Origin of the sequence: Thalassospira sp. UBA4513 (genome assembly GCF_002388495.1) — a bacterium.
Taxonomy (GTDB): domain Bacteria; phylum Pseudomonadota; class Alphaproteobacteria; order Rhodospirillales; family Thalassospiraceae; genus Thalassospira; species Thalassospira tepidiphila.
Genome location: NZ_DGMR01000039.1, coordinates 585,650 through 597,546 on the forward strand (window position 1 = coordinate 585,650; position 11,897 = coordinate 597,546).

At 55.0% G+C, this 11,897-nt stretch carries 11 protein-coding genes; 3 read left to right on the forward strand and 8 right to left on the reverse strand.

Features of this window, described 5'->3' with window-relative positions; translation table 11 throughout:
- Positions 1-4 precede the first annotated feature (4 nt).
- The 3 genes from B2T33_RS19550 to B2T33_RS19560 form a co-directional block, all read right to left on the reverse strand.
- Positions 5-940, reverse strand: a complete 936-nt coding sequence (locus B2T33_RS19550; protein WP_083996945.1) for an OmpA family protein — start codon at positions 938-940, stop codon at positions 5-7.
- A 44-nt stretch (positions 941-984) separates the two neighbouring features.
- Positions 985-1,824, reverse strand: coding sequence for a motility protein A (locus tag B2T33_RS19555; RefSeq protein WP_083996944.1), 840 nt, complete (start codon positions 1,822-1,824; stop codon positions 985-987).
- 423 nt (positions 1,825-2,247) lie between these two features.
- Positions 2,248-3,099: a GNAT family N-acetyltransferase gene (locus tag B2T33_RS19560; protein WP_286792935.1), complete on the reverse strand. Its 852-nt coding sequence runs from the start codon at positions 3,097-3,099 to the stop codon at positions 2,248-2,250.
- Between the two features lie 185 nt (positions 3,100-3,284).
- Here B2T33_RS19560 and B2T33_RS19565 point away from each other — a divergent pair, with 185 nt between their 5' ends.
- The gene (locus tag B2T33_RS19565; RefSeq protein WP_286792936.1) at positions 3,285-4,352 is read left to right on the forward strand and encodes a siderophore-interacting protein; all 1,068 of its coding nucleotides are present in this window, start codon (positions 3,285-3,287) and stop codon (positions 4,350-4,352) included.
- A gap of 52 nt (positions 4,353-4,404) precedes the next feature.
- Here the strand turns inward: B2T33_RS19565 and B2T33_RS19570 are convergent, their stop codons facing one another.
- From B2T33_RS19570 to B2T33_RS19585, 4 genes are read right to left on the reverse strand one after another with little or no spacing between them, the layout of a single operon-like run.
- Entirely contained in the window at positions 4,405-5,355 is a 951-nt protein-coding gene (locus B2T33_RS19570) for a metal ABC transporter permease (RefSeq protein WP_197145912.1), read from the reverse strand.
- Positions 5,352-6,581: a metal ABC transporter permease gene (locus B2T33_RS19575; protein WP_197145910.1), complete on the reverse strand. Its 1,230-nt coding sequence runs from the start codon at positions 6,579-6,581 to the stop codon at positions 5,352-5,354. Before B2T33_RS19575 ends, B2T33_RS19570 begins: the two co-directional genes overlap by 4 nt.
- Positions 6,582-6,586: 5 nt before the next feature.
- The gene (locus B2T33_RS19580; RefSeq protein ID WP_252723977.1) at positions 6,587-7,387 is read right to left on the reverse strand and encodes a metal ABC transporter ATP-binding protein; all 801 of its coding nucleotides are present in this window, start codon (positions 7,385-7,387) and stop codon (positions 6,587-6,589) included.
- 55 nt (positions 7,388-7,442) lie between these two features.
- On the reverse strand, positions 7,443-8,417 hold the full coding sequence (locus B2T33_RS19585; protein ID WP_197145908.1) for a metal ABC transporter solute-binding protein, Zn/Mn family: 975 nt from the start codon (positions 8,415-8,417) through the stop codon (positions 7,443-7,445).
- A 141-nt stretch (positions 8,418-8,558) separates the two neighbouring features.
- Here B2T33_RS19585 and mntR point away from each other — a divergent pair, with 141 nt between their 5' ends.
- Positions 8,559-8,984 (forward strand): manganese-binding transcriptional regulator MntR, encoded by a 426-nt coding sequence (gene mntR, locus B2T33_RS19590; protein WP_197145900.1) that lies wholly within the window; start codon positions 8,559-8,561, stop codon positions 8,982-8,984.
- A 34-nt stretch (positions 8,985-9,018) separates the two neighbouring features.
- Here the strand turns inward: mntR and asnB are convergent, their stop codons facing one another.
- Positions 9,019-10,971, reverse strand: coding sequence for an asparagine synthase (glutamine-hydrolyzing) (gene asnB, locus B2T33_RS19595; protein ID WP_064779765.1), 1,953 nt, complete (start codon positions 10,969-10,971; stop codon positions 9,019-9,021).
- 144 nt (positions 10,972-11,115) lie between these two features.
- Between asnB and B2T33_RS19600 the strand changes: the two genes are divergently transcribed.
- Positions 11,116-11,856, forward strand: a complete 741-nt coding sequence (locus B2T33_RS19600) for a glycosyltransferase domain-containing protein (protein WP_197145898.1) — start codon at positions 11,116-11,118, stop codon at positions 11,854-11,856.
- Positions 11,857-11,897: the final 41 nt, after the last annotated feature.

The window sequence follows — 11,897 nt, forward strand, 5'->3', positions numbered from 1 at the left end:
TCTGTCAGGGGCTGTCTGACGGAATGCTGAAAGTACGCCGTGCTTCAGAGTTTGGATTTCTGCTGGCATCACCGGTTTCCGGATTTGCCCCCTCATCAAAGTCTTCTCCACCGTTTGACGGGGCCCTGAATTCGCCGCCTTCTGATGCACTGTTGGCGTCGAAATTGGTCTCGACCATTTCAATGGTTATTTCGACCCGACGGTTGGTCGCCCGCCCCTCGGGGGTATCGTTGGTCGCCAGTGGCCGACTGTCGCCATATCCCTGAATGACCATGCGGCTCGGGTCTGTGCCGTTCTGATCAATCAGAAAATGCAGAACCGACGTCGCACGTGCCGCCGACAGGTCCCAGTTCGATATATAGGGAGACGACGCCGAAACAGGAACGTTATCGGTATGACCGGCGACAAAAATTTCGCCAGCCGTCTGGTTGATCACCGGCGCGACGCGGTTCAGGATGGCGGCAAATTCATCTGTCATGCCGGACGATCCGGATGGAAAGGCCAGTTCGTTGGGGAAACGCATGACAACCTCGCCGTCGATACGCTCCAGCCCCACCTGATCCTGAAGGCCCATGTTATCAAGAACCTTGCCAAGCGTTTCTTCGAGCGCCTCGGCCTTTTCTTCCTTGCTGTCGGTTTCGTTGCTTTCAACTTCCGGGGTCTCGGCCTGCGGGATTTCCGACACCACACGCGGGGTATCGGGTGTTGGCGCCTTAAGCGATTTGCCAACGATGGAGCCATCAAGCTCGATCACCCCTGCAAGCTGATCTTGTTGGGAAAAGCCAAAGGCCGCCTTGACCGAGCCGGCAATCTGTTTGTAGCGGATGACATCCATCTCAGCGAAGGTCAGCAACAGCACAAACAGGACAAGCAGCAACGACATCAGATCGGCGAATGTCGCCATCCAAGCTGGTGCGCCTGCTGCTGGTTTCTTTGCCATCGCCTATGCCCAGTCTGCTGCCTGAATGCGCGCTGCCATCATGATCATGCACCACCATCTTCAGGATCGGCCGGAATGCCACCCGGAAGATAGGGGCCGAGGATTTCCTTCATCACCATCGGGCTCTGGCTGGCCTGGATCTGCACCACCGATTCAATGATCAGCTGTTTGGTGTTTTTCAAGCGATCAACCTTAAGGGCCAGTTTGTCGGCAACCGGAAGCGCGATCAGGTTGGCCAACACTGCGCCATAAAACGTGGTCAGCATGGCAATTGCCATGGCCGGACCAATGGCGTCCGGGTCTGACAGGTTGGCCAGCATCTGCACCAGACCAACCAGCGTCCCGATCATGCCAAATGCTGGTGCCGTGTCACCGATACCTCGGAACATCAGTTCACCGAGTTCGTCATTCTGGATGGATTTTTCCACCTCGCTTGAAATCGAGCTGCGGATCACCTCGCCGCTGTGACCATCCACGCACATGCGGATGCCGCGCGCCATGATTTCATTTTCGACTTCAACACTTTCAAGTCCCAGAAGGCCGTTCTTGCGCACGATGCCGGCAAGCTCAATCGCCTTTTCATAGATCGAAAGCGGGTCTTCCTTGGGGTTCTTGAACGCAATGCCAATACCGATCTTGAGCGACTTGACGACATCACGCATCGGGAATTTGATCAGGGTGGCGGCTGCTGTTCCGCCAAACACCACCATGACGGATGGAAGGTCGACAAAGGAATCAAGGCTGCCACCCATCAAGATGGCGCCAAAAATAACGCCCATCCCGGCGATAATTCCAATAAGTGTCGCTATATCCATGTCGGTTTTAAAATCCGGCCTTAAAACAAGTTCGTCAAACGCATCGGTACCAAGCAGGGCAGGCGACACGTGGCGGGTCGTACACTAATCAGTGGTCTGACAGACACACAGATGAAAATCGTCTGCTTGAAAGGCTGCCAGATGGAAATGAAACGCGGACTACACTCCTGAAATTGGGACTGTGTTACTGGTTTTCCATATGCTTGCAGCAACTTCTTGCCGACAATGACCAAATGCCGCCGATAATCATCGCCGTTCGGCGATGAAGTTACTGCCTTGGTTTAGAAAGGCATATACTTATGGCGTTAAATGTTTGTTGCCAGACTTTCGAACAGCACTCAACCCCGCCCTAAGAATAAGAAAATTCTATTCCTGTGGTGGAGCTCTTTGGTTTTACACCAAGCAAACAGTCCCAAACAGGACCGGAATTCTGACATTTTCTGATGTTTGCAAGGACTTACCGGTCAAACTTGCCGACAAAGTTGGCTCAAACTAGCCCAGTTCGAACGACGAAATCCCGAAAGCCATACCAAGATCAAGCTTCGGTGCCGGCCCCTTATACATGCGGGCCGTCTCGAACTCCGGCACCATGCCATGGGTCGTGGCCAGATCAATTGCCGCCTGATTGGGCTCAGGCACATCGAGATAGACCTTGCCACCCTGATCATCCCGGCTTTGCAAAAGGGCGCCAAACAGGGTTTTTGCATCCTTGGCATTGGGGGCAAATAGCGGGCCGATCTTGTGACCTTCAAGACACGGGCGGATCACGCCATATGCGCGAAGCCCCATCGGGCCCTTAAGGGCAAGGGCCGTGTGTTTGTCGTTGCCAATCCAGCCGCGCAGGAATTCAATCCGGCTTTCCGCGAACAGGTTACAGGTCTGCTCGAACGCATCGACAATGCCAATGTCATCGACCGCAAGTGTGAACAGATCGTCTGGTGTTTCGCCACTGGCCGTGACCACACCGCCGAAACGAATGTTGCGATGGGCAAACTCAAAACCCGATTTGCGGTAATTGTCCTGCTGATCGACAACGCCATCAAGTCCGATGGTCTTGGGAACGCTACCGTCAAGCACCGCCTGCCACAGGCGATAGCCAAGACCCGATCCACGACGATCCGGGCGGCAGATGTAAAATCCGACAAAGCCAAAGTCCGAGCTGTACTGGACTGATGAAATCACTGCCGCCAGTCCCTGTTTGTCAAACGCGCCCCAGAACCCTTCCGGGTCTGTGTTGAAAAATACCTCTGCATCGGCAAGGCCGGGGTTCCAGCCCTCTTTGGCAGCCCATTCAACGGCAACAGGAAACTCGAATGATTTCAGACGGCGGATTTTGTCAGGCATCGCTTTGTTCAGACTTCCAATAAACAGATCAAGGTCGCAATTGCCGCCACTGACAGGGCAAACGCATGTGCCAAACATCTATCACGCACCGCTAAAATCAATGATAATTTTTATTGAGAATGCCTATCATTGTTATTATTACAGACAAACACATCTTGTCCGCGCCCCCTTTATCCGAGAGCCCCATGTCCACATCGCTTCTGACGGCCAAAACGCGTATCGCACTTCCAGACAGTGCCACCCTGATCAAACAGGCCGCCGCGTTCTATCGCGAACATGATTGCGATGTGACAGGGGATGGGGAACAAACGCGGATATCGGTTTCCATCGGCCATATTCAGCTCAGCAGCACGGAAACCGCTCTTGAGGTCGAAGTCGGTGCAAAGACCGAGGTCGATGTCATCCAGATGAAGTCGGCGATTATTTCGATCCTGCAGGGGGCTGCACCCGATGCTGATCTTGACTGCCGCTGGACGGGGGCGGGCAAAAGCAACGGCAAACTGCCTAATTTCTGCGAGCTGACAGTGGGCAAGATCACCGACCTTTCACCGCATATGCGACGCTTGCGCCTTCATGCCTGCGATCTTGATGCCTATGACACGGGCAGCATCCATGTCCGGCTTCTGATCCCGCCACGTGGGCAGCAAAACCCGCAATGGCCGACCCTTGCCGATAACGGTATGCCCGTCTGGCCAAGTGGTGAAAACACCATCGAACAACGCGTCTACACGATCCGCGCAATCGATGCCAAGGCCGGCTGGATCGATGTCGACTTTGTCATGCATGGCGATAATGGCCCTGGATCGGCCTTTGCCATGCATGCCAGCCCCGGGGATGTCGTGGCAATGACCGGCCCGTTGGGATCCGCATTGCCCGAGGCCGACTGGGTTCTGTTGGCCGGCGATGAAACGGCCTTGCCGGCGATTGGGCGTTATTTGGCCGAAATGCCGGGCCATGTAACCGGTCACGCGATTATTGAAGTCGCAAACGGATCAGACGTTATCGCGGTGCCCACCAACAGTCAGATACAGGTTCAATGGCTGTTTCGCGATGATCAACACCCTGTCGACCGCAGCCTGATTCAGGATGCTGTTCGATCCGTGGAAATTCCTGATGCGCATGATCGCGTCTATTGCTGGGCCGGGGTCGAACAGGCTGATTACAAGCCGATCCACACTTATTGGCGCAAGGATTGTGGCCTTGATCGTGATCGCTGTGTTGCAATGACATTCTGGCGCAAGGCCGGGCGTTAAATCCCGGCTCACCGCGAATACCTGTTGAAGGCAACTGCGTGTTCGGAAACTGTCAGGCTTCAGCCTGCTGGCCAACGCGTTTGCGTTGCGGGCCAAACAGGCATGTCAGAATAAGAATCACACCTGACACCGTCGCGATCATGCCCGCGGCACTGACCGCATAAGGCGATCCGAACCAACCCGGACCATACCCCGCCAAAACATAACCCAGAATGGCCGAGATGGTGGCAAATACGACCGACCAGCCGACTTGGCGGGCCAACTGATTGGTCATCAGGCGCGCACTCGCTGGCGGGCAGACAAACATCGCAATCACGATAATTGACCCGACCGCATCAAAGGCCGCGACGGCGGCAACCGCCGTTGCCACCACCAGCGCAAAGCCAAGGAGCCGGGTGCGAATACCAATCGCCCCTGCAAAGGCGGCATCGAAGGTCGAGATTTTCAGTTCTTTCCAGAACAGGAAAATAAACAGGACAATCCCAACCAGAACAACCGCCAAACGCGGTAATTGCGGTGGCAGGGTCGCAAGGGCAGCCGGATCCAAAAGCGATCCCCAGCCTTCGGCATCAAACCAGATCAGGCTTTCGAGATTGCCGAGCAACGCGTGCTGCACATCGATGTGCACAGAACTGGTATCGGTAATTTCGAGGAACAAAACACCAGCGGCAAAGAGCGTGGTGAAAACCAGTCCCATCGCCGCCCCCGGTTCAACCCGTCCAAGGCGCTTGACGATTTCGATCATCACCACGGCAATGATTGCAGCCGCCCCTGCGCCCAGCATCATCGGAACGGCGGTGATGGTGCCGGTCACCAGAAAGGCCGCCACAATACCGGGCAGGACAACGTGACTGATCGCATCACCAATCAGGGCCTGACGGCGGAGCAAAAGGAAATTACCCGGAAGCGCACAGGCAATGGCGGCCAGCGTGCCAATCACAATCGGTGTAAGGCTCAGCTGCACAAACTCCGCGCCAAGGGCTGTGATCAGATCATCGATCATGCCTTTGCTCCCTGGCTGGCTTGCGCGTTCTGGATCATGCGATCAATCTCGGCGATCTGGTCTGGCGTCATCATCCGTTCAATCGGGGTCAGCCCGTCATAGCGTTCAATGGCGGAATCATCGGGCAGCATCCGGCGCGCCATCGCCCAGCGGGCCTCGTCATGGGCAGCCTTTTCTGCGGCAATCCGACCGCGTGCGGTGGCAACGCCGTCTGCGCGGATCATCCCGGCACGGCGCAGGATACGAATGGTCAGCCCGTCATAAATTGGTTCTCGGCGTGCGAGCGACAGCAAGCCTTGCCGGCGATGCACCCGGCGCTGAAACCGCTGATGCCGCAACGCCGATGCCAGTCCGCCACGTAACGGCGAAAACAGAGCAGAGATCATAAAGAACCCGAAGGCCACCAGAACAATGATCGGTCCGGTCGGAAGCGCTGCGTGCGCGGCCGATAATACCGCCCCGACATAACCCGAAAGACCGCCAATGACGGCGGCAATCCCGATCATCTTGCCGACCTGATTGGTCCAAAAGCGCGCCGCCACCGGCGGAATAATCAAAAGCGCGACAATCAGGATAAGGCCGACGATCTTAAGCCCGATCACCGTAACAATCAGGGCAAGCCCCATCATGGCCAAGTCGATATTGCGGACATTAACCCCAGTGGTCGCGGCATATTCCGGATCAAATGCCACCAGCGTCATCGGACGCCGAAGTAGGAAAACAAAGCCTGCCGCCATGGCCCCGGCAACGGCGATGGTGGTGGCCTCTGAAATCAGCATCCCGGCGGTGGAACCCAGCAGGAAGTTTTCAAGCCCGGCCTGACGGCCTGATGACATGGTCTGGATCACGGTCAACAGAACGATGCCAAAGCCGAAAAATACCGACAGCACGGCACCGATGGCGGCATCTTCGGTCAGGCGTGTTTTGCGGGTGATCCATTCGACCATCAAAAGCCCGATGGCCGATGAAATCGCCGATCCCAGAATAAGCCCAGGTAACCAGCGCCCGTCACTGCCAAACGCCACCATGATGATAAAAGCAAGCCCGACACCGGGCAGGGTGGCGTGGCTGATTGCATCGGAAACCAAGGCCCGCTTGCGCAGGAAAATAAACGCACCGGCACTGCCAGCCGAAAGGCCAAGCAAACCCGCACCAATGGCAACAAGCGCGCTGTTGTAACCAGCCTGCAGGAAAAGGGCGCTTATGAAATAATCACCAAATCCCATGTGCGTTACGCCAGATGCAATTCATCGATGTGGGTGGCGGCAAGTCGCCCGCCATAGGTTTCCTGAAGGTTCTCGGCGGTGAACGTCGTCTCGACCGGACCTTCGGCAATGCGCCGGACATTGATCAGCAGAACCCGGTCAAAATATTCGGCCACGGTCGAAAGATCATGATGCACGCAAACCACTGTGCGGCCTTCGGATTTAAGTTCCTTCAGCACTGAAACAATTGCGCGCTCAGTCGCGGCATCGACCCCGGCAAATGGCTCATCAAGCAAATAGAACTCGGCATTCTGCGCCAAGGCGCGCGCCAGGAAAACGCGCTGCTGCTGTCCGCCGGAAAGCTGCCCGATCTGGCGATCTGCAAAATCGGCCATGCCAACCCGTTTCAGGCACTCCATCGCCTGTTCCCGATGGCGCGCCCGCCACAGGCGAAACAGCCCGACCGATCCATAAAGTCCCATCAGGACAACGTCGATGACGCGTGCTGGAAAATCCCAATCGACACTGGCGCGCTGCGGTACATAGGCCACACGGTCACGGGCATCTTCAAACAGCTTGCCGAAAATGCGCACTTCGCCTGAAAGACACGGCACCACACCAAGTGCACCTTTGAGGAAGGTCGACTTGCCGGCACCATTCGGGCCGATGATCGCGGTCATGGAGCCCGCCGGGATCGATGCATCAACGGAAAACACAGCCGGCTTATTGCCATAAGATACCGTAAGGCCGCGCACGGTCAGCGGTGCGTCCTTGGATGCGACGTCCAGTATCTTGCCTGATTCTGCAACCAGTTTGGCGCTGCTCATGGTGTGTATCCTGCGTCGTTTTGCGTCATGCCATCCGGATTAATATGTGAAGCGGTTATGATCCGGCCGCAAGCTTACCCTGAAAACCGTCTTCGGGGGCATCGCCGCCAAGGGCACGGGTGATCAATGTCGCATTGTGATCAATCATGCCGATATAGGTGCCTTCATATGTGCCCGGATCACCCATCGCATCGGAATAAAGCGTACCACCAATGGTAACGTCCTGACCACGGGCAGAAGCCCCTTCGATCAGGGCACGCACATTGCGTTCCGGGACGGAGCTTTCGACAAAGACGGCTGATATCTTGCGCTCGACAATGGTGTCGACCAGTTCCTCTACCCGACGAAGGCCGGCTTCAGACTCTGTTGAGATGCCCTGAATGCCCAGCACATCGAAATCATAGCCACGTCCGAAATAGCTAAACGCATCATGGGCGGTCAACAGCACGCGGCTTTGCTTTGGCACGGTGGCGGTGACGGATGTCATGTAGTCGACCAGTTTTTCGATCTCGGCCACATGGGCATCGGCATTGGCATTATAGGTGGCCTCACCATCGGGATCGGTCGCAATCAGGGCGTCACGCACCGCGTAAACGACGGTTTCCCAGAGCTTCGGATCCATCCAGACATGCGGATCAAACCGGCCTTCATAGTCCGCATGGCTCAGAAGCTTTTCGCGTGCCACGGCTTCGCCAACCGCAACCACGTTGCGCCGTTTGCCAAGATCAAGGAAGAACTCTTCAAGCTGTGCCTCCAGATAAAGGCCATGCCACAAAACAAGATCGGCACGCGCCAGCGCGGCAATATCGCTTCGCGTCTGACGATAGGAATGCGGATCCACACCCGGGCCCATGAGTGCTGTGACCTCCGCCCGATCGCCTGCGACCTGACGCGCGGCATCGGCAATCATCGATGTGGTCGCAACGACATTCAGCGGCTTCGCATTGGCAACACCCGCGGCAACAAACAGCGCAATGGCAAGTGCGGCAAGGTAACGAGCAAAAGGTTGGGCAAAGGGGAAAAACGGCATCAGGGCATCCGAAAGCTAATTGGAATTACTCTGGTAAATGTCCCCTATTTATGTGCGGACTTTTAAAGTTAGTCAAGGCTAAATTGCTATTTGCCAACTTACTTGTTATGAAGGTTTCAGGAGTCTGGATTGGAGAATTCAATGGGCGAAGACACCCAGCTTAACCCGCGTCATAACAAGGCCGAAGTTTTTGCGCGCCTGCGCGACGCGCATGCCCGCGAAGTGACCGAAGACTACGTGGAAATGATCGGCGATCTGATCGCCGAAGAAGGCGAGGCACGCTCTGTCGCCCTTGCCGAGCGCTTCGGCGTAACGGCGGCCACGGTGAATAACACCATCAAACGTCTGGAGCGGGACGGCTATGTCACCTCACGCCCCTACCGCTCGATCTTCCTGACAGAAAAAGGCGAAACCCTCGCCAAAAAGTGTCGCGAACGCCACCAGATCGTCTATAACTTCCTCGTCTCTATTGGGGTCGATCCCAAGGTCGCTGAGTTCGATGCCGAAGGTATCGAGCATCATGTGAGTGAGGAGACTTTGCGGGTGTTTGACTCTCGATTGAAGTAAATAAGCTAATCGTGAATTTTTGTTGCTCCTCCAGTTAAGCCTCAAACATGGTTAGGTTTTTTTGTCCCCAAGCTGATAACATCAGGATTGGCCAAAGCTCGCCTTCAAGGTTTGCGCCTCGCTGATGGTCTTCGAAGCATTTCTCGATTTCAGGCATGTTGAGCCGACTTTGAAGTGCTTCAGGCATCTCTTCAATCTGCTCTGTGGCCCAAGACCTCAAGTTGTCACGCAACCAATCTCTAATTGGTGGATCAAAACCTTGTTTCGGGCGATCAACTAGTTCGGCGGGTACATGGTCATAAAGGATGTCGCGCAGCAGAGCCTTCAATCGACCATCTTGGCCTTCGTTCCACGATTGCGGTAATGACCAGCAGAGTTTCGCAAGATCACGGTTTAGGAACGGGGTGCGTGTCTCAAGCGAGGTGCTCATTGATGCACGATCGACCTTTACCATCAGGTCTTCGGGCAGGTAGCAAAGGCTATCGGCGACCATAAGGCTGTTAGCAATGGGCAAAGTCAAAACTGCTTCTGGCGATAGCGGCCAGATGTCGTCAATCACCATAGTGTCATTAAGATACGCAGGGTTGATCGGAACTCCATGGCGCCAGAAACTGCTGTGATGATGATTATAGACCGACAGTGTTTCTGCGCTGTCGCGTAGCATTTTTGTGTAGCTTCGCCGGGCTTTGACGCTTGGTTTGCCGCGCAGCAGACCCAATGCGTTGTCTATCTGCCTCCAAGGGAAGAAGCTCTTCCGTGAACCTCGCCTGGAACCCTTTCGGGTGTCCCAGCCTGACTTAACAATCGCGTAACGGCCATAGCCAAAGGAAAATTCATCGCCACCGTCGCCGGACAGGGCGACTGTCACATGCTCTCGTGTCTTTCGGCAAAGTAGCAGGGTCGGAATTTGTGATGGATCAGCGAATGGTTCGTCCCAGACCTGTGCAAGTTGTGGAACCATTTTTGCCGCTTCCTCCGCAGATCCACGAACCTCGTGATGGTCGGTTCCCAGATGATCAGCAACCTTTCGGGCATGATCTGCTTCATTGTAGCGCGGATCATCAAATCGTATTGTGTAGCTTCCCACTCGGCCTTGTGAAGCCTTCGAAGCCAATGCGGTTATCAGGGATGAATCGATCCCGCCCGAAAGAAAGCATCCAAGCGGTGTATCAGCAATCAAACGCCTTTTGGTGAGTGTTCCGAGCATCTCGGATAATTGAGCTTTGGCGTCTGCTCGTGAGCCTTGGAAAGGGTTTTCGTAAGCAGTAAGAGCTTCGTGTTCACCATCCCAGTACTGGTGGTGAACGGGTTCATTTCCGGTTTCAACTGACCAGCGAACAAATTCTCCAGCCCGGAGTTTGCGGACGTGCTTCCAGATTGTCCTTGGCGCGGGGATATATCGGTGACGCAGGAAGCTTGCGAGCGCGCCGTCATCGATCTCCCCATTCGGTACACCGAGTGATGGCAGTGCCTTGATTTCCGACGCGAACGCGACCGCACCATCAAACGCAGCGTAATATAACGGCTTCTCGCCAAAAGGATCGCGCGCAAGCGTGAGTGACTTCTGCTTTTTGTCCCAAAGGGCAAATGCGAACATGCCATCAAGTATTGATAGTGTTTTGTCTAATCCCCAATGAGCAATAGCTGCGACAAGCGTTTCGGTGTCAGAGTGCCCGCGCCAATCATGATGTGCTGGGTTTTCAGTTTCGAGGATGCGCCTCAGGTCCATATGGTTGTAGATTTCACCATTGAAGGCGATTACATAACGCCCGCAACCGGACTGCATTGGTTGGCGCCCAGCTTCGCTAAGATCCTGAATGGCAAGTCGTCGAAAAGCCAATCCGATATGACCATCAGCATCAGTCCAGAAACCTTTGTCGTCTGGTCCGCGATGTATGATCGTCTGTCCGGCAGCTTGCAACTGCCCTACAAGCTGGCTCTGATCCATCGCTGTGTTGGCCTTATATAGGCCTGCAAAACCACACATAGTTTCCCGCTATCCCAAGCCTTCGGTCAGGTTTTTGTTGGTTCGGCCCGCTTGTGCCGCCGAATTCGGCGGGCTATAACACTTGCCGTTCGTGCCCGGCCAGATGGCGGGCTCTACCCTTGGCTAATAGTCAGAAAGGTATCCATGCGCAAGGTGATTTACACCGTGATTGTCGGTGGTTATGACGACGTTCGTTCCTTGCCACCCTTCCCTGGCTGGGACTTTGTGCTGCTGACTGACAAGAAGCCATCTCTCTGGAAACGGCTCCTGCGTCGCTCTCGGTGGCAAGTTCGTCTCTTCGATAATCCAGGCCTTGACCTGACGCGGTACTCCCGTTTGCCAAAGCTAAAGCCACACCTCTTTTTTCCAGACTATGACTATTCGGTTTATATAGATGGAAATGCAAGATTTGAACGAGACCCGAGTGAACTTCTTGAAGCTTTGGGGTGGCCGAGCTTTGCCGTTTCCGAGCATCCTTTCCGAAGTAACCTCTATGACGAATTCAGCGAATGTTCTCGTATGGGATATGATGCACCAGATGTTTTCGAAAGGCAGGAGGAAAAGTACCGTGCTGAGGGGCTCTCTGATCCTGCGCCACTCTACGAAAACAACCTGATATTACGTCGGCACAATGAGGCTAAGGTCATGGAGCTAGGTGATCTTTGGTTCGATGAGCTTGGAAAGGAAAGCAAACGTGATCAGCTCTCACTGCCGTATGTTTGCTGGTGCAAAGGGTTTTCTCCCTCTGCGTTTCCACAAAGTATGAAGCGACAGTACTTTCGCACCCGGTCGCACCACCGATCATTTTGGACGCGTATCGGTAAATCAATGCGCAAGCGATTTCAGCGCATGCGACAACCGAGGTATCTAAGCTTTGAGAAATAGAAATGCAGAGTTTGGCGGAGAGGGTGGGATTCGAACCCACG